Source organism: Ruegeria sp. YTSA135 (genome assembly GCF_059610165.1).
This window is the reverse complement of sequence record NZ_JBXWNC010000001.1, coordinates 143,364-169,450: the sequence shown is the minus strand read 5'-3', so window position 1 is coordinate 169,450 and position 26,087 is coordinate 143,364. Positions and strand designations below refer to the sequence as shown.

Annotated in this window: 21 protein-coding genes; 11 read left to right on the top strand and 10 right to left on the bottom strand. The window is 58.0% G+C overall.

The window, feature by feature from the left end; genetic code table 11:
- Positions 1-39 precede the first annotated feature (39 nt).
- From AC2FIT_RS00780 to AC2FIT_RS00770, 3 genes are read right to left on the bottom strand one after another with little or no spacing between them, the layout of a single operon-like run.
- Positions 40-522 (bottom strand): CinA family protein, encoded by a 483-nt coding sequence (locus AC2FIT_RS00780; RefSeq protein WP_496825735.1) that lies wholly within the window; start codon positions 520-522, stop codon positions 40-42.
- Positions 519-1,016, bottom strand: a complete 498-nt coding sequence (locus AC2FIT_RS00775) for a phosphatidylglycerophosphatase A family protein (RefSeq protein WP_496826476.1) — start codon at positions 1,014-1,016, stop codon at positions 519-521. The genes AC2FIT_RS00780 and AC2FIT_RS00775 overlap by 4 nt, the downstream gene beginning before the upstream one ends.
- Entirely contained in the window at positions 1,013-2,143 is a 1,131-nt protein-coding gene (locus AC2FIT_RS00770) for a bifunctional 2-C-methyl-D-erythritol 4-phosphate cytidylyltransferase/2-C-methyl-D-erythritol 2,4-cyclodiphosphate synthase (RefSeq protein ID WP_496825733.1), read from the bottom strand. Before AC2FIT_RS00770 ends, AC2FIT_RS00775 begins: the two co-directional genes overlap by 4 nt.
- Positions 2,144-2,329: 186 nt before the next feature.
- Between AC2FIT_RS00770 and dusB the strand changes: the two genes are divergently transcribed.
- From dusB to ntrX, 5 genes are all read left to right on the top strand, one after another.
- Positions 2,330-3,313 carry a tRNA dihydrouridine synthase DusB gene (dusB, locus tag AC2FIT_RS00765; RefSeq protein WP_496825731.1) on the top strand — a complete coding sequence of 328 codons (984 nt, stop codon included), beginning with the start codon at positions 2,330-2,332 and terminating at the stop codon, positions 3,311-3,313.
- Positions 3,310-4,404 (top strand): two-component system sensor histidine kinase NtrB, encoded by a 1,095-nt coding sequence (locus AC2FIT_RS00760; RefSeq protein ID WP_496825729.1) that lies wholly within the window; start codon positions 3,310-3,312, stop codon positions 4,402-4,404. Before dusB ends, AC2FIT_RS00760 begins: the two co-directional genes overlap by 4 nt.
- Before the next feature lie 12 nt (positions 4,405-4,416).
- Positions 4,417-5,784, top strand: a complete 1,368-nt coding sequence (locus AC2FIT_RS00755; protein ID WP_496825727.1) for a response regulator — start codon at positions 4,417-4,419, stop codon at positions 5,782-5,784.
- A 99-nt stretch (positions 5,785-5,883) separates the two neighbouring features.
- Positions 5,884-8,172, top strand: coding sequence for a sensor histidine kinase NtrY-like (locus AC2FIT_RS00750; RefSeq protein WP_496825725.1), 2,289 nt, complete (start codon positions 5,884-5,886; stop codon positions 8,170-8,172).
- A complete protein-coding gene (ntrX, locus tag AC2FIT_RS00745) occupies positions 8,169-9,578 on the top strand; it encodes a nitrogen assimilation response regulator NtrX (protein WP_496825723.1) in 1,410 nt (469 codons plus the stop codon). Before AC2FIT_RS00750 ends, ntrX begins: the two co-directional genes overlap by 4 nt.
- 12 nt (positions 9,579-9,590) lie before the next feature.
- Here the strand turns inward: ntrX and AC2FIT_RS00740 are convergent, their stop codons facing one another.
- Complete coding sequence (locus tag AC2FIT_RS00740) at positions 9,591-10,070, bottom strand: hypothetical protein (protein ID WP_496825721.1); 480 nt, start codon at positions 10,068-10,070, stop codon at positions 9,591-9,593.
- Positions 10,071-10,166: 96 nt separating this feature from the next.
- Between AC2FIT_RS00740 and trkA the strand changes: the two genes are divergently transcribed.
- From trkA to hflX, 4 genes are all read left to right on the top strand, one after another.
- On the top strand, positions 10,167-11,543 hold the full coding sequence (gene trkA / locus AC2FIT_RS00735; protein ID WP_496825719.1) for a Trk system potassium transporter TrkA: 1,377 nt from the start codon (positions 10,167-10,169) through the stop codon (positions 11,541-11,543).
- Positions 11,543-13,081 carry a TrkH family potassium uptake protein gene (locus AC2FIT_RS00730; protein ID WP_496825717.1) on the top strand — a complete coding sequence of 513 codons (1,539 nt, stop codon included), beginning with the start codon at positions 11,543-11,545 and terminating at the stop codon, positions 13,079-13,081. Before trkA ends, AC2FIT_RS00730 begins: the two co-directional genes overlap by 1 nt.
- Positions 13,082-13,206: 125 nt before the next feature.
- Entirely contained in the window at positions 13,207-13,446 is a 240-nt protein-coding gene (gene hfq / locus AC2FIT_RS00725) for an RNA chaperone Hfq (RefSeq protein ID WP_010440340.1), read from the top strand.
- Positions 13,446-14,717 (top strand): GTPase HflX, encoded by a 1,272-nt coding sequence (gene hflX / locus AC2FIT_RS00720; RefSeq protein ID WP_496825715.1) that lies wholly within the window; start codon positions 13,446-13,448, stop codon positions 14,715-14,717. The genes hfq and hflX overlap by 1 nt, the downstream gene beginning before the upstream one ends.
- Before the next feature lie 3 nt (positions 14,718-14,720).
- On the opposite strand, the gene AC2FIT_RS00715 is transcribed toward hflX, so the two are convergent.
- The 4 genes from AC2FIT_RS00715 to hemB form a co-directional block, all read right to left on the bottom strand.
- Positions 14,721-15,116 (bottom strand): SgcJ/EcaC family oxidoreductase, encoded by a 396-nt coding sequence (locus AC2FIT_RS00715; RefSeq protein ID WP_496825713.1) that lies wholly within the window; start codon positions 15,114-15,116, stop codon positions 14,721-14,723.
- A 114-nt stretch (positions 15,117-15,230) separates the two neighbouring features.
- Positions 15,231-17,693 (bottom strand): penicillin acylase family protein, encoded by a 2,463-nt coding sequence (locus AC2FIT_RS00710; RefSeq protein WP_496825711.1) that lies wholly within the window; start codon positions 17,691-17,693, stop codon positions 15,231-15,233.
- Positions 17,694-17,867: 174 nt separating this feature from the next.
- Positions 17,868-18,440, bottom strand: a complete 573-nt coding sequence (locus AC2FIT_RS00705) for a lipid-binding SYLF domain-containing protein (RefSeq protein ID WP_496825709.1) — start codon at positions 18,438-18,440, stop codon at positions 17,868-17,870.
- Positions 18,441-18,581: 141 nt separating this feature from the next.
- The gene (hemB, locus tag AC2FIT_RS00700) at positions 18,582-19,580 is read right to left on the bottom strand and encodes a porphobilinogen synthase (RefSeq protein WP_496825707.1); all 999 of its coding nucleotides are present in this window, start codon (positions 19,578-19,580) and stop codon (positions 18,582-18,584) included.
- Between the two features lie 155 nt (positions 19,581-19,735).
- On the opposite strand from hemB, the gene AC2FIT_RS00695 reads away from it, so the two are divergent.
- On the top strand, positions 19,736-20,224 hold the full coding sequence (locus AC2FIT_RS00695; protein ID WP_496825705.1) for a component of SufBCD complex: 489 nt from the start codon (positions 19,736-19,738) through the stop codon (positions 20,222-20,224).
- Positions 20,225-20,245: 21 nt separating this feature from the next.
- On the top strand, positions 20,246-23,701 hold the full coding sequence (gene mfd, locus AC2FIT_RS00690) for a transcription-repair coupling factor (RefSeq protein ID WP_496826474.1): 3,456 nt from the start codon (positions 20,246-20,248) through the stop codon (positions 23,699-23,701).
- Here the strand turns inward: mfd and AC2FIT_RS00685 are convergent.
- Positions 23,698-24,372, bottom strand: a complete 675-nt coding sequence (locus AC2FIT_RS00685) for an SH3 domain-containing protein (protein WP_496825703.1) — start codon at positions 24,370-24,372, stop codon at positions 23,698-23,700. The genes mfd and AC2FIT_RS00685 overlap by 4 nt on opposite strands.
- Complete coding sequence (locus tag AC2FIT_RS00680) at positions 24,369-26,033, bottom strand: tetratricopeptide repeat protein (protein ID WP_496825701.1); 1,665 nt, start codon at positions 26,031-26,033, stop codon at positions 24,369-24,371. Before AC2FIT_RS00680 ends, AC2FIT_RS00685 begins: the two co-directional genes overlap by 4 nt.
- Positions 26,034-26,087: the final 54 nt, after the last annotated feature.

Here is a 26,087-nt window from a genome sequence, read left to right as displayed (position 1 = left end):
TATAACGATCCGGGTGGGGCCACTGAAGGAGCGGATACCTTACTTTTGTGCGAGCGTCACGAGGCCCTGCGAAAGCAAATACAGCGCGTGATCCCTTGCGGCGCAGCGAACGTTGCTGCGCCCTTGTGCGCCGAATTCCACTGTTTCCGTGTGAGTTGAACCACCTTTGGCGGCCAGCCCAAAGCAAACCCGGCCCTCGGGCTTGAATTCCGAACCACCCGGACCCGCGATACCTGTAACCGAGACTGCAAGCTGTGCGTCGGAATGTTTCAACGCGCCCTCAGCCATTTCCCCTGCGACCTGTTCCGAGACCGCGCCATGCGTGGCCAGCGTTTCGGCTTGAACGCCAAGCATCTGCTGCTTGGCCAGGTTGGTGTAGGTCACGAACCCACGGTCCATCACTGCCGAACTGCCGGGAATATCGGTAAGAGCTGCCGCGACCATACCGCCCGTGCAGCTTTCCGCGGTGCAGATCATCACGCCTTGCGCCTTGGCTTGGTCGAGAAGCTCGGCAACGGTCATAGGCCCAGTACTCCGTGTGTTATGCCAGCAAGGATCAGAACACCGATCCCGGCAAGAATGCCTGCAATCACATCGTCCAACATTACGCCCATCGCGTCATTGCGCCGGTCGGCCCAACCCACAGGGCCGGGTTTGGTGATGTCGAACAGGCGGAACAGCAGGAACCCGGCGACCCAGCCGGGCCAAAGCGCTGTAATCTCGATCCCATGCGCCCAGGACGGGTAGGAAATAGCCCAAAGCGCAATAAACTGCCCGACGACTTCGTCTATGACGATCTCGGAAGGATCGTGATCTTCCGCCCCCGCAGTCATGGCGCGCGTCGCCCAGAGCCCGCCGATAAAAACGGCGACCGTCGCGATTGCCAACAATGGGAACCCGCCCAACGTGTGCAGGACCCAAACCAAGGGCAGGGCGGCCAGCGATCCCCATGTTCCCGGCGCGGGACGCAGATAGCCAACACCGCAAACGGTTCCGATCAGACGCGCGGCAGTCATGATTTCACCAGACATGCGGTGGCCAGCGCGGCAATTCCTTCGCTACGCCCGGTGAAACCCAGACGCTCAGACGTTGTTGCCTTGACCGAGACCTGATCGGCGCGCAGCCCCATGATCCGGGCCATCTCGTCCCGCATGGAGGGCGTATGGGGGCCGATTTTTGGGTATTCGCAGACCAGCGTGCAATCGACATTCGAAATCCGATAGCCCATCTTCCCGGCCAGTTCGACCGCATGATGCAGGAAGATCTTGCTGGCGGCGCCTTTCCATTGTGGGTCTGACGGGGGGAAGTGCTGGCCAATATCGCCCTGCGCCAGCGCGCCGTAAATTGCATCGGTAACGGCGTGCATGCCAACATCCGCGTCAGAATGGCCTTGCAAGCCACGGTCATGCGGCACCTTTATACCGCACAGGATCACGTGATCCCCGTCGCCAAACCGATGCACGTCGTACCCGTTGCCCAGCCTTACATCCATAGCTTTTCCCAATATACGTTCCGCCCGGACAAAATCCTCGGGTCGTGTGATTTTGATGTTATCCGCGTCACCGGGCACGATGGCCGTATCCAGCCCCGCAGCTCGGGCCACTTCGACATCATCTGCGGCGCCTCCGGGGTGGGCCGCGTGTGCTGCGACGATTGCGTCATAGTGAAACCCCTGCGGTGTCTGCGCGGCAAACAGGCCAGTTCGGTCCTGCGTGCCGGTCACAAGGACTCCATTGCCTGTCCAGAGCGCATCCGTGACCGCCAATCCTGGGGCCGCAGCCGAATGGGTGTCCAGTGCCGTCAAAACCAGCTGAATAGTCTGCTTATGAACGCAGGGCCGCGCAACGTCGTGGATCAAAACCCGCTGTACCCCCAACGACCTGAGCGCTGAAAGACCGCTGCGGACAGACCCCGCACGATCATGGCCGCCTTTGGCCAGGATCAGGTCAGAGCCTTCGAATTCCGCCCAGGCATTCTGATCCTCTTCAGATAACACAAGCACAATATGGTCCACTTGGCCGCGAAATTGGTCGATGGTCCAATCCGCAACGCGACGACCTGCAAGGGCGCGCCACTGTTTGGGAATTTCCCCGCCGGCACGTTGCCCGCGTCCTGCGGCGACAATGATTGCGGCGGTGGTCATGGGGGCGCGATCTCCGTTTGGTTCGAGGGTGATGTTTAGGCTGTGGTGAATGCAGAGGCAATCACCCGCGTTAATCTGCCTAAAAAATAGGCAAGTGATGATTTTGCGGGCTTGCCGGGGGTCGATTTGTTGTTCATATGCGCTCAATTCTATATCAAACCTACAACTGCCTAAGGATTAAGCACCTTGAACGTTCAACTTGCTGACAAAGCCCTGAACCCGCCGGTCATGCTGGCGCCGATGGCCGGAATCACGGACCGGCCTTTTCGTGATCTGGTGATGCGTTTTGGCGCGGGCATGGTCGTGAGTGAGATGGTCGCCAGCCAGGAAATGGTTCAGGCTAAACCCGGTGTGCGGGAACGGGCCGAACTGTCTGCGGATGTAGAAAACACCGCCGTTCAGCTGGCGGGGCGTGAGGCGTACTGGATGGCCGAGGCCGCGCGTCAGGTGGCTGACCGCGGAGCGCGCGTAATAGACATCAACATGGGCTGTCCGGCTAAGAAAGTCACAAGCGGGTATTCCGGCTCGGCGCTGCTGAAAACGCCCGATCACGCTTTGACTTTGATCGAAGCAGTGGTTGGAGCAGTCAATCTGCCGGTTACGTTGAAAACACGGCTGGGCTGGGATGATGCCTTGTTGAACGCCCCTGAAATCGCACGACGTGCGCAGGATGCGGGTATCTGCATGGTTACAATCCATGGCCGCACCCGGTGTCAATTCTACAAGGGCCAAGCTAATTGGCAGGCTATTCGAGCGGTTAAAGAGGCTGTCTCGATCCCCGTCATCGCGAACGGTGATATCGTAGACACGGCGACCGCGCGTATCGCGCTGGATAAATCCGGTGCAGACGGAGTGATGATCGGCAGGGGCGCGCAGGGCAAGCCGTGGCTTTTGGCGCAGGTATGTCATGACCTCTACGGTACAGACGCTCCGGAAATTCCCACGGGTGACAGTTTGGTCAATATGGTGTGCACGCATTATCAGACCATGTTGGAGTTTTACGGGCCGGAGCTTGGCCTGCGCGTCGCCCGCAAACATCTGGGTTGGTACATGGATGAGGCCGGTACACCCGCGCCGCTGCGCCGCGCCATTCTGACCTCGCGCGATACAGAAGAGGTGATGCGCCTGCTGGGCGATGCGCTCTGCGCGGATGCGGAGGCGGCTGCGTGAACTCAGACAAAAGCATTTGGGCGTCCCTGCCTGTTCCGGCGTTCATCATCGACGTCGAGGATCGGATCACCGATGTGAATTCGGCGGGTGAGGGGTTTCTGAATGCCTCGCAGAAGTCCGTGCTAGGGCATCCCGTCTGGGATCAGATCGCCGTGGACGCTCCGCTTGAAGAAGCCTTTGAACGTGCGCGTAAGCAGGGCACACCGCTTTTTGTAAATGACGTGGATGTAGGGTCAGGAAACCGTGCGCCACTGCAATGTGCCTTACAAATCGCGCCGCTGATCGGGCATCAAGGGTCAATGATCATGATCATCACCCCGCGCGAACTGGCTGGGCGCATGACGCGGGGCAACACGGTTAAATCCGCCGCACAGTCGGCCATCGGTATGGCTGAGATGCTGGCGCATGAGATCAAGAACCCACTGGCTGGCATCACGGGTGCAGCGCAGTTGCTCAGCATGAATATCTCATCGCAAGACATGGAACTTACAGACCTAATTGTGACTGAAAGCCGCCGCATCGTTAAGCTTCTGGAGCAGGTCGAACAGTTCGGAAACCTGTCGCAGCCTGATTTCAAGCCGGTGAACATACATGATGTCCTAGATCGCGCGCGTCGCTCGGCCTTGCTTGGGTTTGGCGCGCATATGCGGATTATCGAGGATTATGACCCTTCGCTACCGTTAGCCTACGGCGATCCGGATCAGTTTTTGCAGGTTGTTCTTAATCTTCTCAAGAACGCTTCAGAAGCTGCTGATCCCAAGGGCGGAACCATAAGGTTACGTACCTATTACGAACATTCCTTTCGGCTTCGTCGCAGCGATGGTTCGGGGCATATGCTGCCCTTGCAAATAGAGATCATAGATGACGGGCCAGGTTTGCCCGAGAAGATCCGCGGCGACATTTTTGATCCTTTCGTATCGGGCAAGGAAAATGGCACCGGCCTTGGGCTGGCGCTGGTAAGCAAAATCATTTCGGACCACGACGGCTGGATTTCAGCCGAGTCGGTGCCGGGCCGCACGGTGTTTCGCATCTCTTTGAGGCGGGCACCGAAAGAGGCAACCGAAATCATAGCGGAAAAGAACGCAGAGTAAGGAGAGCACCTGATGGATGGCACTGTACTGGTCGCAGATGACGACCGCACGATCCGCACTGTTCTGACGCAGGCCCTGACCCGGGCGGGGTGCAAAGTTCACGCGACCTCATCGCTTACCACGCTGATGCGGTGGGTTGGTGAGGGCAAGGGGGATGTGGTGATCTCGGACGTGGTCATGCCGGATGGAAACGGGTTGGAAATGCTGCCCAAGATCGCTGAGGATCGACCGGGCCTGCCGGTCATTGTTATTTCGGCCCAGAACACGATTATGACCGCGATCCAGGCCGCCGAGGCGGACGCATACGACTATCTACCCAAACCGTTTGATCTTCCCGATCTGATGAAACGCACTGCACGGGCGTTGGAGCAGAAACAGCGGGTTCAGACGGACGTAGCGGAGCCTTCCGAGGATCGCCCCGAGGAATTGCCCCTGATTGGGCGTACGCCCGTCATGCAGGCGCTGTACCGGTTGGTGGCGCGGGTCATGAACACGGACTTGTCAGTCATGATTTCCGGTGAAAGTGGCACTGGTAAGTCTCTGATTGCGCGTGCTATTCATGATTTTTCGGATCGGCGTACATTGCCTTTCGTGACGGTGACTGCGTCGGATTTGCGTGACCTGGAAGGGCCAGCAAGGGTGATGGCCCGGGTGCGCGGCGGTACGCTGCTGATCGATGAAATCGCAGATATTGAGGACGAGTTACAGGCCCGGATCGTTCGGATGATGGATACACCCGGCGACCATGTACCGCGTTTTATGGCCACCAGCCAGTCGGACCTGACCGAAGCGATGGAGAGCGGCCGGGTGCGCCAGGACCTTTACTACCGTCTTTGCGGCGCAACCGTTCATGTGCCGGCCCTGCGCGAGCGTGTTGACGACATCCCATTGCTGGCCGAGCACTTTTTGGCGCGGGAGGAACGTGAGCACGGCGCCAAGCGCTGGCTGAGCCCCGAGGCGGTAGAACTGGTCCGACGCTATTCGTGGCCGGGCAATGTGCGGCAGCTTGAAAACGCAATTCGCCGCCTCAGCCTGACTAGCCGAGCCGACGAGATCACAAAGGCCGAGGTAGAGATGGTGTTGGGCACGCAGCCCGAAGCGGAACCAGTTTTGGGCGATGGTGCGCGCGAAAAACTGTCGGCTTCGGTGGCGCGCCACTTGCGTCGTTACTTCGACCTGCACGGCAATATTTTGCCACCTCCGGGTCTGTATCAGCGCATCCTGCGCGAGGTCGAAGCCCCGCTGATCGAGCTGGCTTTGGACGCCACCGGTGGAAATCAGGCGAAATGTGCAGATCTATTGGGGATTAACCGAAATACGCTGCGCAAAAAAATAACGGACCTCGATATTCAGGTGACACGACGCCGTAAACTGATGTAATATCGCCACACAAGGCGTGGCATCCGGGTCAGCATCCGGCAAGGACCACGACATATGGCGGTTCGTCGCGCAAGCGGCACATTAGAATGAGGGCAGACGGTGGCAACCCGGGCACAGAGCGGGCCTATTCCAGCGATCAATCGGTGGCGGAAATCCCGAAAACTGCGCAATTTCGGCACCTTGGGATTGGTTCTTTTAGGGCCGGCGCTGGCGTTGGCCACGTATCTTGTCATCGGTCCATTTGACCTTGGAACAACCGCGCCGACATTGCGCCTGATCCTGCTGGCTGACCTTGTCTATGTGCTGGTCGTCGCCGCGTTGGTTCTGGGTCAGGTTTTCAGTCTGATCGCAGCGCGCCGCGAGAAATCGGCTGGCTCCCGGCTACATCTAAGGCTGATCGGCGCTTTTACGCTGCTGGCATTGGTGCCGACGGTCACTGTCGCGATCTTTGCAGGGTTAACGGTGAATATCGGTCTGGAAGGCTGGTTTTCCGACCGTGTACGGCAGGTGGTAGGCTCATCCCTTACAGCAGCCGAAGCCTATGAACTAGAACATCGGCAGGGACTAACGCAGGACGCTGCGGTGTTGGCGCGGTATCTCGACAACGCCAGAAATCTGGACTTCTACATTTCCGACGCCGAACTGCGTGAGGTTCTGGCACAGGGTCAGGCACAAATCCAGCGCGGCCTGCGCGAGGCGTATGTCATTGATGGCAGCGGTGAAATCCGCTCACGCGGGGATCGGTCTTATCTGTTCGATTACGAAGCGCCCACGCCGGAACACTTTGTTGAATCCTCGGACAATGGTGTTTTGATCATCGCTGACTGGGAAAACAATGAGTTCCGCGCGTTGGTTCCGTTGCGGGCTTATCTTGACCGATATCTGTATGTCAGCCGCGAGGTCGACGGGCAGTTGTTGACGCTGTTGGATGACACCAAGGAAACGGCGCAGTTCTACCAACAGCTTGAAAGTGAGCGGGGCAGGGTGCTTTTTGAGTTTGGCCTGCTTTACCTTGGCTTTGCTGTGATCCTGATCCTGGCAGCTATGTCGCTGGGCATGTGGTTTGCGGAACGTCTTTCACGTCCTGTGGGTCGATTGACGACAGCTGCACAGCGCGTTGGGGCCGGGGACCTGAGTGTGCAGGTGATCGAAGAGGCCAGCGATGATGAGATCGCGATGTTGGGCCGGTATTTCAACCAGATGACCCGGCAACTTAAAGGCCAGCGCGACACATTGCTTGAGAATACCCGCCAGATCGAACGCCGTCGGCGGCTGTTTGATTCTGTTCTCAGCTCGGTGACATCTGGCGTGGTGGGTGTTGATCCGGATGGATGCGTGACTTTTGTAAACCGCTCTGCGGAACGGTTGCTGGACTGGACGCGCTTGGATGAAAAACTCTCGATCGGGATCGCGGTCCCGGAGTTTCTGCCGCTGTTTGAAAGCCTCAAAGAAAGCGGACAAGAGGCGGTTCAGGGTGAGATCAAGGTGACCCGTAAGGGGCAGCTGGAAAACCTGCTTGTCCGCATGGCGACCCGCCGGGGTGAAGATGGCAGGCTTGAAGGTTACGTGGTGGCCTTCGATGACGTGACCGATCTTGTCAGTGCGCAGCGAATGGCCGCGTGGGGCGATGTTGCGCGGCGGATCGCGCATGAGATCAAAAACCCGCTGACCCCAATTCAGCTCAGCGCTGAACGCATCAAACGCAAATTCTCGCGCAAATTGGAAGAAGAGGATTGCGATAGCCTTGAATCCATGACCAGCGTGATCGTGCGTCAAACCAACGATCTACGACGCATTGTCGATGAGTTTTCGAAATTCGCGCGCATGCCGCAACCGGATCGACGCGAAGAAGACGTAGTTGGTTTGGTGCGCGAGGCCGTGTTGCTGCAGCAAGCCGGACAACCGGACGTACAAATTGATGCCACGTTGCCGGATCAGCAAATCCTCGCGGATGTGGATGCAACGATGCTGTCTCAGGCGTTGACAAATCTTATCAAGAACGCAGGTGAGGCGATTGAAACGCTCAAGCAAAAGGAACCGCCGGAAGACCTGAAACCTCAGATCAAGGTGGACGTGACCCGAGATGATGCGGGCACGGTGATTACGATTGCTGACAATGGCATCGGATTGCCCGAAGACCGCGCGCGTTTGTTCGAGCCTTATGTGACCACACGGGACGAAGGAACAGGCTTGGGCCTGCCCATCGTCAAAAAGATTATCGAAGAACACGGCGGGGCGCTGACGCTGGAAGATGCCCCCAAATTTGACGGACAGGACCATTTCGGTGCGATGGCCGTGATCCGATTACCGGGGGGCAATTTCTCTCCGACGACAGCGCCACAAAAGCAGGCAATTCATATTAACAAACTGAAAGCAGGCCAAAGATGAGTGACATTCTGATCGTAGATGACGAACGCGATATTCGCGAGCTGGTGTCCGACATTCTGGAGGACGAAGGCTATTCAACCCGGCTGGCTGGCAACTCGGATGAGTGCATGGCTGAGATCAACTCCGAACCGCCGGGGCTGTTGATTCTGGATATCTGGCTGAAAGACAGCCGCATGGACGGAATCGACATACTCAAGGCGGTAAAGCGCGACAATCCGGATGTGCCGGTGGTGATTATTTCAGGCCACGGAAACATCGAAATCGCCGTGGCAGCGATCAAGCAGGGTGCGTATGATTTTATCGAAAAACCCTTTAATATTGACCAGTTGATGGTGGTGATCCGCCGCGCGATGGAAACCTCTCGCCTGCGCCGCGAGAACGCATCGCTTAAACGTAAAGAGGTCACGAACTCGGACATGATCGGCAAGTCCGCTGCGTTCCGTGCGATGCAAAGCCAGTTGGACAAAGTGACCAAATCAAATGGCCGGGTAATGCTGAGTGGTCCGGCCGGATCAGGCAAAGAGATCGCAGCCCGATATATCCATGCGCATTCCAACCGCGCCAATGCCCCCTTTGTGACCGTGAACTGCGCCGGGATCGAACCTGAACGGGTCGAAGAGGTTTTGTTCGGTCGTGAAACGCCTGAGCGCGGCATTGAGTCTGGCCTGCTGGAAGAGGCGCATGGTGGCGTGGTGTATTTCGACGAAGTGGCCGATATGCCAAAGGGCACGCAGTCCAAGATTTTGCGCGTGCTTGTCGACCAGCAATTCCAGCGCGTTGGTGGATCAGACAAAGTACGCGTTGATCTGCGGGTGATCTCGTCGACCAATCGTGATCTTGAGGTGGAAATTGCCGCTGACCGCTTCCGAGAAGAGCTGTATCACCGCCTGAACGTGGTGCCGATTGCGGTTCCGTCACTGGAAGAACGCCGCGAGGATATTCCGGTTTTGGCCCAGCATTTCATTGAGATGTGCAACGAATCTCAGGGTCTGGCGATACGTGAAATCTCGGAAGAGGCGGTGGCGCTGTTGCAAACGATGACGTGGCCCGGCAACGTCCGGCAACTCAAGAACCTGATTGAGCGTGTCCTTATCCTTGGCGAAGGGTCTGGTCCGATCGAGGCTAAGGAATTGCCGACCGAAGAGGAAAAGACCGACGATTCAGGGCGTGTTGTCCTGTCGGGCGCTTTGGCGACCTTGCCATTGCGCGAGGCACGCGAAGCGTTCGAGCGGGAATATCTGTTAACTCAGATCAATCGTTTCGGTGGCAATATAAGCCGCACCGCCAGCTTTGTCGGGATGGAACGCAGCGCATTGCACCGCAAGCTGAAATCGCTGGGCGTTGTGACATCGAACAAATCGGGCGCGCGGGTGGCGCAGCTGGATGAACCGGAACCGGCGGAGTAATTCGCCGGGGCGTTACCCTGCCTGACCGGGCGTGATGATCTGGAACGAACCGCCCTCTATTTTTACAAAACACGATTGCGCGCTTAACGGTGGCAGCGTTGTGGTGCGCGTTCTCGGCACCTGTGACTTTACGCCCTGTTTGCAGGGTGGAAGGCTGACCGGGCGATACCCTTTCTGGGCCATGCATTGCGCCTCGACCTGATTGCGTAGCGTTTTGTTGACGTCGACCGTGTAGACTTGGCCGGGCTGCCACCAGCCGGCCGAGCGATAACAGCGGCCCCGACCATCACAATACGTGCGGCCGGGCCAATAGGTGGGCGGGCTTTGCCTTACCTGGTTTGCCACCGGCACATCCTGCAACGCTTCGACCTGGCATTTTTGGGTTTCGGCTTGCATGCGAGACACGGTCTCGCCTTCGCGGTAATATAGCGAAAGCGGACTGCAAGACGACAGGATTACAACAGTAAGTAGCAAACGAAGCACTGTTTTCATGCACTTATCTTGCCGCAGCTTCACCCCGATGACAAATGAATTGACCGCTCTGGGGGCATCTGTCATTCAAGCAATTCAGGCAGAAAGGCCAGGAACATGAAGGTCATTATTTGCGGCGCCGGTCAGGTGGGTTGGCAGATTGCACGGCACCTGTCAGGCGAACTGAATGACGTGACAGTGGTGGACAACAACCCCGATCTGGTCCGCCGCGCGACTGAGACACTGGATGTGCAGGGGATTGCGGGCTTTGCCAGCTACCCCGATGTGCTGGACCGTGCCGGAGCGCGCGACGCCGACATGATCATTGCCGCGACCCATTCGGACGAGGTGAATATGGTCACCTGTCAAATGGCGCACTCTGTATTCTCAATCCAACGCAAAATCGCGCGTCTGCGGTCGAAATCCTATCTTGCGGCGATCCATTCGGACCTTTTTCGCCGGGATCACCTGCCCATTGACGTGGTCATCAGCCCGGAACGTGAGGTCGCCGCCGCCGCCATGCGCCGCCTATCGGCCCCCTCGGCCTTCGATACCGAAATGTTCATGGACGGAAAAGCGCAGTTGTTGGGCATCCGGATCGACGACGACTGTCCGATCGTGAATACGCCGCTACGGCAGCTGACGGACCTTTTTTCGACCCTCAGCTCGATCGTTGTGGGTGTACGACGCGAAGGCAGCCTTTTCGCCCCGGAGGCCGAAGATCAACTGTTTGTTGGTGATGAATGTTATGTCTTCACCAGCGTCCAGGACGTGGACCGCACGATTGAGGTCTTTGGCAAGACCCAGAAGAAACAAGACCGCGTAGTGATCGTTGGTGGCGGCAATGTGGGCCTTGAGGTCGCGCGTTCATTGGAAGAACGCGAAAGCCGGGTTCGCGCCAAGATCATCGAACGCGACCGTCATTGCGCCGAACTGGCTGCCGAAGCGTTGGAAAGGACGATTGTTCTGAATGGAGACGGTTTGGACGCCGCCTTGCTGCGTGAGGCCGGGATCGAACGAGCCGACGCCATGTTGGCGGTGACTGATGATGACCGGGCGAACATGCTGGCTGCTGTCCGGGCCAAGGCCGAAGGGTGCGCCTTGGCGATTGCGTTGATCAACGACCCGAGCATGGTGGCGCTGATGGGGCCGCTGGGGATCGATGCCTATATCAACCCGCGCGCCACGACTGTCAGCTCAATCCTGCGCCACATTCGCCACGGGCGCGTGCGGCAGGTCTATTCCGTTGGCGATGCCGAGGCCGAGGTTATCGAGGCCGAGGTTCTGTCAACCTCGCCGCTTGCGGGGCAGAGGTTGCGCGACATTGATTTCCCCGAGGGCGTTTTGGTTGGAGCCGTACAAAAGGGAGATCAGGTGCTGCGCCCTTCGGGCAGTCTGCGGATCGAAGAAAAGGATGTTGTGGCGATCTTTGCCTTGGCCAAGGATGTGCCCGAGGTTGAACGGTTGCTGCAAGTTTCAATCGACTTTTTCTGATGCAGCGCGCGGGAACACAACAGATTGGGCTGCTGCGGCGATTGCCGCTGTTTCTGCTGATCTGGGGTGTGTTTTCACTGTCGATGTGGGCTCCTGCAATCTATGCATTGGCACTGGATGACCATGATGTGTCGCGGTCGTTCTTCTACTCGGGGCTGCTGGGCATTTTTGTCGTTGCGATCATTTCGCTGGCGTCCATGAATCGCGTTCCACGGCGCGGGACGCTGGGGCAGCTTGCGGTGTTGCTTGGCTGCTTTATCGTGCTGCCACTATTCCTGGCCATCCCCCTTCATGATGCGCTGGGAAACACCACCTTTCTCAACGCCTATTTCGATATGGTCAGTGCACTGACAACCACAGGTGCGGATATTTTCCCAGACCCCGATCGCTTGACCGCCCCGATGCATCTGTGGCGCGCGCTGGTGGGCTGGATGGGCGGTTTGCTGATGTGGATTTCAGCCGCCGCGATTCTGGCACCGTTGTCATTGGGCGGGTTCGAGGTGACAGCACGCGGGGAGCCCGGCCGACCGGTTTCGGGCGTGGCGCAAAGCGAAAAGGTTGACCCGCGCGGGCGTCTGATCCGCGTGACACGCACGTTGACACCGGTGTATGCAGGTCTGACCACCGTGATCTGGGTGTTGCTATTAATCTCGGGTGAGCAGGGACTGACCGCTATTTGCCATGCAATGTCTACGATGGCTACGTCGGGGGTTTCTCCGGTCGGTGGGCTTGAAGGAGCGCAAGCCGGGATCACAGGCGAGGCGGTCATATTTCTGTTCCTGTTCTTTGCGCTGTCCCGGTTGACGTTTTCATCGGATACCGCTGCGTCTGGCTACACGCGGTTGGACAAGGATCCCGAATTCCGGATCGGTATAATGATCGCGATAGCAATTGCGGTGCTTCTGTTCTTTCGTGCTCTGGCGGGTGTGAGTGAAATTGGCGGTACGATTCGCCCGATCGACGCGGTGAACGTCTTTTGGGGCATGCTGTTCACGGTCCTGTCATTCCTGACGACGGCCGGATTTGAAAGTGCCAATTGGAACGACTCCCAACAATTGTCCGGGCTGGGTACGCCGGGTCTGATCCTGATGGGCTTGGCACTTATCGGTGGCGGCGTCGCGACCACGGCGGGAGGGGTCAAGCTGCTGCGCGTCTTCGCCCTGTACTTGAATGGTGCGCGCGAGATTGACAGGCTTATCTACCCGTCATCCGTCAGTGGCGTAGGTGGCGGAAATCGGCGTATCCAAAGCGATGGTGCCTTTATCGCGTGGATCTTTCTCATGATGTTCGCGTTGACTGCAGCCCTATTCAACCTGTTGCTTGCGATGATGGGGGCCGGGTTTGAACAGGCCATGGTTTTGACCGTTGCAGCGCTCAGCACAACGGGTCCGGTGATCGAGCTGGCCACGGATATTCCCATTCGCCTCGTGGATCTCTCCGGTGGTGCCAAGCTGACAATGTGTGCGGCCATGGTGATTGGACGGCTGGAAACGCTGGCGATTATTGCGCTTATTACCCCAAGCCTATGGCGGGACTGATCTTCCTCATATGCGAATTGACTGTTTTTTCATCTGGAAACTCGGTTAATGACACTCCATACTCACCCGGAGGGAGCGCGTTGGTCCGCAGCGCGTAGCAAGAACAATGGCGAGATTATAAAAATATGGCTTCGGACAGACAGAATCTGCAGGACGCGTTCCTGAACAATGTACGGAAAGCAAAGGTCCCGGTCACAATATTCCTGATCAACGGCGTAAAATTGCAGGGTGTCATCACCTGGTTCGATAATTTCTGCGTGTTACTGCGCCGCGACGGTCAGTCGCAGCTTGTCTACAAACATGCGATTTCGACCATCATGCCGTCGCAGCCGATCAGCCTTTATGAGGGCGAAGACGCCTCTTGATGGAACATGACAGGATGCACACCCGCGCTTGGGTGTTGCATCCGGAAATCAAATCAGATGAACAGCGCCGTGTTCCCGGACCAGCGCTGGAAGAGGCGGTGGCTTTGGCCGACGCGTTGCCCGATCTTGATGTGATCGGGTCTGAAATCGTGCGTCTGCAACGTGCCCAGCCTGGTTTGTTGTTCGGTAGTGGCAAGATTGAGGAATTGGCCGAGCGTCTCCGCGACAACAAGATCGAATTGGTTCTGATTGACGGCCCAGTGACGCCGGTGCAGCAGCGCAATCTTGAAAAGGCCTGGAAGGTCAAGATCCTCGACCGAACCGGCCTGATCTTAGAGATTTTTAGTGACCGTGCCCGCACCCGCGAGGGTGTGTTGCAGGTCGAAATGGCCGCGCTCAGCTATCAGCGAACGCGACTGGTGCGTGCGTGGACGCACCTTGAGCGGCAGCGGGGCGGATTGGGATTTGTCGGTGGTCCGGGTGAAACCCAGATCGAGGCCGACCGCCGCGCCATTGACGAACAACTCGTGCGGTTGCGCCGGCAACTTCAAAAAGTCGTCAAGACGCGAACGCTGCATCGTGCTGCGCGGGCCAAGGTTCCGTATCCGATCGTTGCTTTGGTGGGCTACACCAACGCCGGGAAATCCACGCTGTTCAACCGCCTGACCGGGGCCAAGGTGATGGCCAAGGACATGCTGTTTGCGACGCTGGACCCTACCATGCGCCGTGTCGAACTGTTTGATGGGCCCGAGGTGATCCTGTCGGACACGGTGGGGTTTATATCGAACCTGCCGACCGAGCTGGTTGCGGCTTTCCGGGCCACGCTGGAAGAAGTTCTGGGCGCTGATATCATAGTTCATGTCCGTGACATAAGCCACGAAGACACTGAAGCGCAGGCACAGGATGTAGAAACGATCCTGACATCATTGGGTGTGGATGACGAACGCCCGCGGTTGGAAGTGTGGAACAAGATCGACTTGCTGAACGACGAAGAACGCGAAGCGGCATTGAAGCGGGCCGACCGCGACCCTGCAATATTTGCCATTTCAGCCGTAACAGGTGAAGGCGTAGAACCCCTTTTGGCTGAAATTGCAGCCAAGTTGCAGGGCGCGCGACACGAGGAGGTGCTTTCGTTGGATTTTGCCGAAGGCAACAAGCGCGCCTGGCTGTTTCGGCAGGATGTGGTTCGGTCTGAAAAACAAACGGATGATGGGTTTCAGATCACCGTTCTTTGGACCGACAAACAAGCAGCGCAATTTGCGGGGCTTTAGGCGTCAGACACCGTCGATCTGACGCTGATAATCGTCCGCATCGAACCAACCAAGCGACGTCTGGATTTTGTAGTTTTCGGTCAACTCCCATTCTTCCCAACCCCGCGTGACCACATGGTTGCCTGTTTCGGCGTGATGACCTTCCAGTGTCCAGACGAAGATCGCGTGCGATCCGGCCCAGCGCAGCATATCGCACCTGACCTCAAGGTCGGGGAAATCGGTGTAAAACCCGCGCGCCATTTCAGCCACTGCCGAACGACCGACAATTGGCTCGCCCCGGTTGATCGAAATCTGCCCGTCAGAGGCAAAGAACTCGGCCACCGCGTTCGGGTCGCCTGAACTCCAGGCAATTGCATAGTCGCGCGCGAGATTGTTCAGCCTATCGCGAATACTGGCCATCTGTATCCCCCCCCGGTCCAAAAAAACTGACCCTGTAAGATCGTATGCGAAAAGGCTGGTCTGCGTCCACGGCGGGTAACACAAAAGGGCAAGGTCCTGCCGAAACAGGCTAAATCAGCGCGGGATCAGGGTAGTGACCCCCACGGCAGCGGCCCGCGCCAGATCCAGATCCAGCGACATCGGGATGTATTCTCCGCGCCGCCACAGCTGCGCCTGATCATCGTAATAGCGCGACAGGAAATGACCAGATTGACCGGTGGCCGTGATAAAGACCGAACTGTCCGGATCGGCAAAGTCATAGACCCCGCGATAGCCTGCACCGTGAACGTTCTGGAACGGGTCCCGACCTTCGCCCGAGGTTCGACCGCGCAGCAGAGTATTGTCACCTCCGCTGGTGGATTGGCGGATGTTGACGAAGAACCGCAGCACGGGAACTGACCCCAGAACCGGGTGATCATGTGTGGCCTGATGGGCGTCACCCCAGCGCAAGGATTCCAGCGCAGTTCCATAGGTTTCACCGATCCAGATCAGTGCGTCGTCCAAGGCCAGTCTGGCCATGTCGGTGCAGGTCTCTGTCGGGGCGCTCTGGCGGACATCGCACCAGACCGACGCTCCGTCGATGTCGCGATAAACCCGCTCGATAAACAGCGGCTCGACATGTTTGTATTCTGCCGCCAGCGGGCCAAGCTCGTCCGAGATCAGACGGTTCTGCAGCGCCCGCAACCACGCCGCATAGATCAGCGGTTCGGGCAGGTGTTCGTTCATCTCGCCATTCCACTCGGCCAGAAGGGACAGGGCGATCTGGCGCTGGCGTTCCGGCGTGCCTTCGGGGGCCGAGGCTCCGGTGAACCACAAGTCGGCACCGATCAGCGGCAGCAATGACCGGGCTGTGAAGCTGACGGTATCCAGTTGCGCCTCGATAAAGCTGTCGCGGGTGTGGACCTCGCGCGATTGCATGAGGCGTTCCCAGCGATGCACACGCTGCGTGTCGCCCCATTCGTAGGACACATGCTGAGGGAAGGGGCGGTCGATGATCTTGTTGTTGGTATTGCCCAGTATACCGCCAACCGGCGCGACGAATTCAGGGTTATCGGCATAAGGCAAGCGGCCGTGCCAAAGGTTTTCAGCCAGCCAACCGGGCGTCGGAATTCGACCTCGGCTTTGATTGCGCAGGTCTCGCTTGGGCATGGCACCGATCAGTTTCATCCCGATCGTGTCTTTGTCGACCAGCGATAGGTTCTGCGAGGGCGCAATGAAAAGCTCGGCCACATCAATTGCATCCCTGACACTGTCCGCATTCATAAGTTCCATCGAAGCCGTTATGGACGTGTCGCGTGGGCTGAGTGCTGTCCACGAAAGTGACGCGACATGACCCGGCGGGGTGATCGTCTCCAGATCGTAGTGGGTGCCGGGCAGGACGGGACCGTTTTCCGTCCAGCGCAGGGTCAGGGTGATGGGCGCTTCGTCCTTGATCTCAATGATCGAAGGGCGGGTGCGGAATTCTTTGAAACCATCCGGGGTCAGGTATTCCTCGGGGTTGTCGGGGTTCAACCGTTCAATATGCACGTCCTGATCGTCCAGATAGGACGAGGTCAGACCCCAGCCCAACCGATCACTGCGTCCTGTCATCACGGCGGGAACACCAGGTATGGTCGCGCCAATCACACCACCCTTAGCCAGTTCTAGCCGCGCCAGATACCAGGTGCCGGGCGCAGTGAAACCCAGATGCGGGTCATTGGCCAGCAAGGTGCCGCCACTGGCCGAGCGTGACGGGGCAGCAGTCCAGGCGTTGGATGCGCCGGCCAAGCCACGTTTCGGAAAGGGCGACAGCGGTGTTTCGGGCATTGGCGTGCCTTGGGCATAACGCGGCACACCGGGAAATAGAGCAGCATATTCGGGCAGTGCTGCAACGCCTGCGCCGGGCACGTCAGGCAGAATATCGGCCAGACGTTCGGAATCATTCAGCATCAAAGAGGTACGGGCGCGCAGCAACTCGTCCTGAAGGTGGCCAGATAGTTGCAGGCCCATCAGCTTGATCACGGCGATACTGTCGCCGGGTTGCCAAGGGGATACGGTCGCATTGAACAGAAACATTTCGGGCGCGCCACGACCTAAGGCGTTTTCGTTGATTTCCTCTAGCCGTGCGTTCACTCCGGCGGCATAGGCACGTAGCGCGGCCTTTGTGTAATCGTCCTGCACCTCAACCGAACGATGGGCGAGACCATAGAGGTCCAGTCGACGCAGCAGTTTGTCGACATGGACGGTGCGTGTACCGAATACTTCGGACAAGCGTCCCTGCGCTGTACGGCGCATGACAGTCATCTGCCACAGCCGGTCCTGTGCGTGGGCATAGCCAAGTCCAAAAAACACATCCGGGTCAGTTTGACCCAGAATATGCGGCACATTGGCTGTATCCCGAACGATCTCAACCGGCGCTGTCAACCCCCTGACCTCAACCGTTTTATCATAGTCCGGCAGTGACTGGCTGGCGAGGAAATACACAAGGGCCACCGCGGCCAGAGCCAGCAGGATCAGGCCTGTTGTAATACGCACGAGCCAGCGAAACACAAATCCCATCTACGGCCTACAATCCCGATCCAATTCTTGTTGCGGCAAGACTAGTGTAAGGGGGTTCCGACCGAAAGAGGGGCAACCGGCGAATATTCCTGTTTCGGTACTCAAAAATGAAAAACCCCGCCACAGCTTAGGGCTGATGGCGGGGGCCAGGATCGGGGGAGTGGCAGCCCGAAGTTACGGAATGATCCGCGTGTATTTTGTGCCTTCGACCGTTGCACCGAATTTCAGACCGGCCTGACCAAATACGGCGGCCAAGACGGGTGATCGCAAGGTCGTGGTGTCGGTTGAAAGCGTGTCGCCGGTCGCATCGACGACGTAGCCGATGTCAGCCCCGGCCGTCCAACCGCTGGAGCGGCGGAAGTCGTTCAGCGCGTCCTGCGTCATGAAGAAAAGGACATGGGCATACTGCTGCGCGCCGATCTGTAAACCTGCGCTGCCTGAAACGGCCGAGTAATAATCTACCGTTGCGCCATTGATGCGCAGCGCACCCTGGCCATAGGCACCGCCGAATATGAACCCAGCGTCGGTAATCAGCGGCATGACCAACATGCCATTGGATTTGTTGGCGATTTCGACCGTGTTTGGATAGCGCGCGTACATTTCGGTTAGCGTGGCATCGACGCGGGCGTCAATCTTGACCGCGTTCGAGTTGCCCACGCCATTTCCGCAAGCGGCTGTAAAGGTAAGGCCGGCCATGCCGACAGCAAAGCCGCGACGGCTTAGTCGGGATGCGTTGGAACTGCTCATAATGTTTTCTCTGTATAGCTGCCTGATATGTCGGGTGTACCCGATCTTGTGTGCAAGAATACGCCGATTGCGGCTGCGTGTCACGGGAAAGCTGAGCACTGACAGATCACAATCGGCGAAAACTTGCGAGAATTTGGGGTTTTAGCCTTGCAGGATACGCGCGACCTGAGGTGCGAAATAGGTCAGGATGCCATCGCATCCAGCACGCTTGAAGGCCAAGAGACTTTCGAGCATGACCTTTTCTCCGTCGATCCAGCCGTTCTGGGCGGCTGCTTGGATCATCGTATATTCGCCCGATACCTGATACGCATAAGTTGGCGCGCCAAAGGTTTCTTTCACGCGGCGACAGATATCCAGATAGGGCATGCCGGGCTTGATCATCACCATATCGGCGCCTTCGGTCAGGTCGCGTTCGATCAGGCGTAAGGCTTCGTTCGAGTTTCCCGGGTCCATCTGGTAGGTTTTCTTGTCACCCGTCAGCGCGCCCGAAGCACCGACCGCATCGCGGAAAGGACCGTAAAAGGCACTCGCATACTTCGCGGCGTAGCTGAGGATCATTACGTTCTGATGTCCGGCTGATTCCAGCGCCTTGCGCATCTCACCAATACGGCCATCCATCATGTCGGACGGACCAATGATGTCAGCCCCGGCCTCAGCCTGCGCCAGTGTCATCTTGACCAGGGCCGAGACCGTCTCGTCGTTCACAATTTCGCCATCGACGACATAACCATCGTGACCATTGATGTTGTACGGGTCCAGCGCGACGTCCGTCATGACCGCAATATCGGGGGCGGCGGCCTTGATGGCGCGGATGGCGCGATTGGACAGATTGTCGGGGTTCCACGCCTCGGCGCAGTCTTCGGTTTTCAGGCTGGAATCCGTGTAGGGAAAGATGCAGATCGCCGGAATTCCCAGCGCTTGCGCCTCAACCGCGGCCTTGGCGATCAGGTCCACGGACCGACGTACCACGCCGGGCATCGAGGGCACGGCTTCTTCCACACCCTCACCGTCACGCACGAAAACGGGCCAAATCAAATCGTCCGTGGTCAACGTGTTCTCCCGGACCAGCCCGCGCACCGCCGCAGATTGGCGCGCCCTGCGGAAACGGGTCAGGGGGTAGGGGGAGATAGTGGGTTTCATGTCGCGCTCTCCTTGAATAATCCCGCATTGGGTGGCATGAATTCCGTGTGGTCTCAAGGGTAAGGATGAACGCGCCGGTGCGAATTAGCCCCTCAGGACGTGGAACAAAGGGCTGACGCTTGGACATATCCTCTACGCTTTTCGAAATCATCGACATGCGCAGCTTTTCGAATCTGTGGTACTGGATCGCGCTGGCGGTGTTGTGGTCGTCGGTCAGCCATTGGACGATGGGCGTGCCGCATGACCTTTTGGTACGCGCACGTCGAATCAGAGGGCAGACGGAACAGGACCTTCTGGATATCGTTCGTATCAATGGAAACCGGATTATCTATATCGTTGACGTGTCAGGGCTGGCTCTTTTGGGGTTGGCCTGTTTCGTGTTTACCGGGCTGGGTACGCTTGGGTTTTACTACGGCGTGGAATTTGCTCAGGCGGTTTTCCTTTTGCTTTTTCCGGTTTGTTTTGTGGTGCTCCTTCACATCAGGGCAGCGCGCAAGTTGCGTGCGGGCGAAAAGACGCTGGAGTTCGTGAGCAAAGTTTTGACCCGCTGCCGGATCTACACGCAGATTATCGGTATGATTTCGATCTTGATCACATCGCTTTGGGGCATGTACCAGAACTTCTCGATTGGTGTGCTGGGCTAGGAAATTCGGAAAGGCAAGATGATGACGGCTCCGAACCACGTAAGTGTCGGCGGCGCCCCCGAGGGGTTTGACGCGCAGCTTGTCCTGAACGAGATCAAGCGTTCGGGGCAGCCCGTCTGCCATGTCGCACGGGACGACAAACGGATGGAGGCGATGCGGGCGGCCCTTGCCTTTTTCGCACCTGACATGCCGGTCTTTGTTTTTCCCGGATGGGATTGTTTGCCCTACGACCGGGTGTCACCCAACGCTGATATTGCTGCGGCGCGTGTTGCGACGCTGGCAGCGTTGGTGCACCAGATGCCTGACCGGTTCGTTCTGCTGACCACGCTGAATGCCGCAACTCAACGCGTGCCCGCGCGGGACGTATTGAGAGAAGCCGCGTTTACGGCGCGTGTTAATCACCGTGTAGACGAAACCGCTCTGCGAAACTTTCTGGTGCGCATGGGATTTACTCAAAGCCCTACGGTCATGGAACCTGGTGACTACGCGGTACGGGGCGGGATCATCGACATTTTCCCTCCCGGCGAATCCGGTCCGGTCCGTTTGGACTTGTTCGGCGACGTTCTCGACGGTGCACGGCGTTTTGATCCGGTGTCTCAGCGCACAACCGAAAAGCTGGAGGTCGTGGAACTGGCCCCGGTATCCGAGGTCATTTTGGATGACGCCGCCATCACGCGATTTCGCCAGAATTACCGCATCGAGTTCGGCGCGGCTGGCACGGACGATCCGCTGTATGAGGCGGTCAGCGCGGGCCGTAAACATCAGGGCATCGAGCACTGGTTGCCGTTTTTCCACGAAAAGCTGGAAACCCTGTTTGACTATCTGCCCGATGCCACGGTCTCGTTGGACGATCAGGTTACGCCTGCACGACTGGCCCGGTGGGAGTCGATTGAGGATCAATACGAAACCAGACGGCTGGCGTTGGAAAATCGGTCCCGCATGGACACGGTTTACAAACCGACGCCGCCCGGATTGCTGTACCTCGACGATGCTGCGTGGGAACGGGCAGTGGGGGATCGGCGTGTGATGCAGTTCAGTCCGTTGCCGCAGGCCAGTGGGCCGGGTGTGATTGACGCTGGGGGTCGGATCGGCCGGAACTTTGCGCCTGAACGGCAACAAGAAAGCGTCAGCCTGTTTGGTGCGCTTGTCAGTCATATTTCTGATAAGCTGGCCAAAGGTCCAGTTCTGCTTGCGTCATACTCAGAAGGTGCGCGCGAACGCCTGACCGGGCTGATCGAAGACGAAGGTCTGGCCGAGGCCATCCCTGTCGCCGATGGCACGCGCATAGGTAAGCGTGGGCTGCATCTTGCGGTCTGGGCCTTGGAGAGCGGTTTTGAGACCCCCAATCTGACCGTGATTGCCGAACAGGACGTTCTGGGCGATCGCCTGATCCGTCAGCCTAAAAAACGCCGCAAGGCTGAAAACTTCCTTACCGAAACGCAATCCCTCAGCCCCGGTGATCTTGTGGTGCACGTTGATCACGGGATCGGGCGCTACATGGGGATGGAGGTTATTACCGCTGCAGGTGCCGCCCACGAATGCCTGTTGTTGGAATATGCTGAGCAATCCAAGCTTTACCTGCCGGTCGAGAATATTGAACTGCTATCGAAATATGGTCATGACGAAGGTCTGCTGGACCGCTTGGGTGGCGGCGCATGGCAGGCCAAAAAGGCCAAGCTGAAAGAACGCATCCGCGAGATGGCGGATAAGCTGATCCGGATCGCGGCTGAGCGCGCGCTGCGCAAAGCTCCGGTCATGGACCCGCCGCCCCACGCGTGGGAGGAATTCAGCGCACGCTTTCCGTATCAGGAAACCGAAGATCAGCTACGCGCGATCGCGGAAGTGATGGAGGATATGCATTCGGGCGCGCCGATGGACCGCCTGATTTGCGGTGATGTCGGCTTTGGAAAAACCGAAGTCGCCATGCGCGCGGCGTTTGTCGCGGCGATGTCTGGGGTACAGGTTGCAGTAATTGCGCCGACCACCTTGCTGGCGCGTCAACATGCGGCGTCGTTCAAGGAACGCTTTCGCGGCTTCCCTCTTGAGGTTCGTCAATTGTCGCGGTTTGTATCCTCGAAAGAGGCGCAGCAAACGCGTGACGGGCTGGCGCGTGGAACCATAGACATCGTGATCGGAACCCATGCGCTGTTGGCCAAGGGTATTCGATTCAACAATCTTGGCCTGTTGATCATTGACGAAGAACAGCATTTTGGCGTCGGTCACAAAGAGCGCCTGAAGCAACTGCGCTCAGACATTCACGTGCTGACCCTGACCGCAACGCCGATCCCGCGCACGCTGCAACTGTCGCTGACGGGCGTGCGTGATCTGTCCATTATCGGCACGCCGCCCATCGACAGGCTGGCGATCCGAACCTATGTCAGCGAGTTCGACGCCGTCACGATCCGCGAGGCGTTGCTGCGCGAACATTATCGCGGTGGGCAGAGTTTTTATGTTGTCCCGCGCATCTCGGACCTGCCTGAGATCGAAGAGTTTCTGAAGGAACAACTGCCGGAACTCACCTATGTTGTGGCGCATGGCCAGATGGCGGCTGGCGAACTCGATGACCGGATGAACGCCTTCTACGACGGCAAGTATGACGTGCTTCTGGCCACAACGATTGTGGAAAGCGGCCTGGACATTCCCACAGCGAACACGATGGTCGTGCATCGGGCGGATATGTTCGGCCTTGCGCAGCTTTATCAAATTCGCGGCCGTGTTGGGCGGTCGAAAGCCCGCGCCTATGCCTATCTGACCACAAAACCGCGCCAGAAGCTGACGGCCACAGCCGAGAAACGCCTGCGGGTTCTTGGTTCCTTGGACACGCTGGGGGCTGGGTTCACGCTGGCCAGTCAGGACCTCGATATTCGCGGCGCGGGTAACTTGCTGGGTGAGGAGCAGTCGGGCCAGATGCGCGACGTTGGCTATGAACTCTACCAGTCGATGCTGGAGGAGGCGATTGCCAAGATCAAAGCCGGTGAGATGGAGGGTCTGTCGGAGACCGAAGATCAGTGGGCGCCGCAGATCAATTTGGGCGTACCTGTTTTGATCCCCGAGGACTACGTGCCCGATCTGGATGTGCGTCTGGGCCTCTACCGCCGCCTGTCGTCACTTTCGACCAAGGTTGAATTGGAAGGGTTTGCGGCGGAGCTGATCGACCGGTTCGGTAAACTTCCGAAAGAGGTGAACACTCTTATGTTGGTGGTGCGCATCAAGGCAATGTGCAAACGGGCCGGTATCGCCAAACTGGACGGTGGGCCAAAAGGCGCAACGATCCAGTTTCATAATGACAAGTTTGCCTCGCCCCAAGGATTGGTGGAGTTCATTCAGGATCAACGCGGCCTTGCCAAGGTCAAAGACAACAAGATCATTGTTCGGCGTGACTGGAAGAAGGACAGCGACAAGATCAAGGGTGCGTTCGCAATCGCCCGTGACTTGGCCGAAAAAGTTGTAGCCGAAAAGAAAAAGGCCAAGGCCTAGTCGCCGCTGACAAAGGTGCAAAGCTGCCAGTCGCCCGCGTCTGATTTTGAAAACGCGGCGCGATAGCCGGTCATGGGCCAAAGATAGTCGCGGTGCATATAACCCTGTGCGCCGTCGGTCAGCAGAACGCGCTGATACTCGGTATCGCTCTGAAAATCGCGGACGATGACGACCTCATGACTTATCAATCCCAATGTGAGCGCAGTGCGGTCCGGCCCCTGGCGCAGGGCGACATCGGTGCCGGTGACGAAAAAGGCCAACTGGGGATCTAACGACGCTGGCAAGGTGATCTGCCATTGATGCGGCATCCAGAATTCACCTTCCTCGTCGAAATAGCCGGGCTGCGTTAGGGTGTATTCCAGATCGGCCCAGTACTGCGCGCGCAATTCATCAGCCTTGCCTTGATCCTCTTCCGACAGGGTTTCAGGATCGAGTGTGAGATTGGTGCGCAGCTCTTCCGGACCGCCACTACCGCCATGGCTAAGATAGATATCGGGACAGGCGGTCGCAACGACGGCGTCGACATCTCTTGCGGAAACATAGGACAGCAGGGTGTCGCGAAAGGCCACCAGCGACGGATCGCGGTTGGCCTGATCCGCAGGGGGAAAGGTCTGGCGGTCGGCATAGGCCGGACTGCAAAGCACGGCCACCAACAACAGCGCGTATCTCATTCCACGGCCCTCATAGCGGCCTGGGCGCAAAAGCAAGAAGCTCCAACAGCGCGGTCTGCACGTGCCAGCGCCAGATCAAGCCTCTGTTTGATCTGCGTAATTTCAGTGTCTTCTTGGCGTGCCTTCAGGCAGTCGTGCAAACCCTTCAGGCTCCAGACATTGTCGGGGTGGATCGAGGCACGGCTAAGCCTGCCGCCGAGTCCGAGGTCTTCGCGATAGACGGCTTCGGCCTCGGCCACGTGGCCCTGCTCGAACAGCAATGCGCCAAGCGCGTGACGGGTGGGCTGCATCCAGCCCCATGGTTCATCATAAGGAAGCGTGTCGTCCAATTCGACCGATCGGCGCAGATGGGCGAATGCGATATCGAAATTGCCTTTGCGGTACTCAATCTCTCCGCGCAGCATTTCCCGCGCGATTTCAAGCAGATCGATAACGCGGTTATTGTGCAGCAATCGCGTTTCTGGCACGCAGGCTTTGGCCGAAAGGAAGAGTTGTTCCTCGACTTCTGCCTTGGTTACATCGTCCGTGGCCGCAAATGCGATTGCACGGGCGTAGTGGATCGTCGCGGTCAGAGTGCGGTAAAGGTCAGGATCGTCAGGAAGGTTCAGGGCCTTCGCCTCCTCCCACAAGCCAAAGCGGATGAGGATGTGCGGCCCCATTGACATGTAGCTTTCGAAGTAATCGGCCATGGGCGGGCTTTCGATGCGTAGCAAATCCTCGGGCGTGGTATTCCACATACCTTGATTGGCGCGTAGGGCCGGTTCCAACTGACCCAGAAACAGCGCGCCGTAAATGGCAAAGTGATAGTTGTGTTGCCGATACCCCGTGTAGATATTGAACGCACCTTCACGCTCGTAATACTTCAAATCGGCATCAGTGGCTTTTTCGTTCCAGTACACAACATCGTGGTAGTGGCCACACAGGACGTCGATATGAGTGGGCATATGCACCAGATGGCCCGCGTCAGGAACCAACGTACGCAGCACATCCCCGGCCTTGAGCGCTTTTTCCGGGGTTGGCGACATTTCCATCAAGTGGACATAAAGGTGCAAAAGCCCCGGATGGGACATTGCGCCGGGGGCGTTGGCCATCGCATCTTCCAGCGCCTTCTGAGCCTCAAGCGTCGCTGCGCCCTCGGCGGGTTTGCCTGAACTCAGATCCCACATCTGCCAAGGGGTGAGGTTCAACAGAGCCTCGACATAAATCGTGCGCAATTCCAGATGATCGGGATGATCTGCAAAAGCCGCGCGCATCGCGTCGGCGAAATCGTGGTTCCAGCCGTGCATGTCCGGCAACGGTTCGCGCTGCGGGTAGCGGGATGGCAAAGCGCGGATCAGTGCCTGTTCTAACGGCGTGCAGGCCTCCATTTTGGAAAGCGCCTGCTGGGTCGCATCATAGGCCTGCGCCAGCGCCTTTTGTTGACCACGCTCATCCTGCAGATGCCATGGCAGATTGTAATTCGGTCCTGCAGCGTAGGCTATTCCCCAAAAGGCCATGGCGCAGTTTGGATCGAATTCAGCCGCTCGCTGAAAGCAAACAACAGCTTCGTCGTGATTGTAGCCATACGTCCAGATCAGCCCGCGATCAAACCAAAGCTGCGCCTCGGGTACCGATGTGCTGATTGGGCAGGAATATGTCCCTAGGTCGTAATAGTCGCTCATTCATCACCTCCCCTCAGGTCGATGACAGCCTAGCGAGTTTTACCGAAGCTGCAC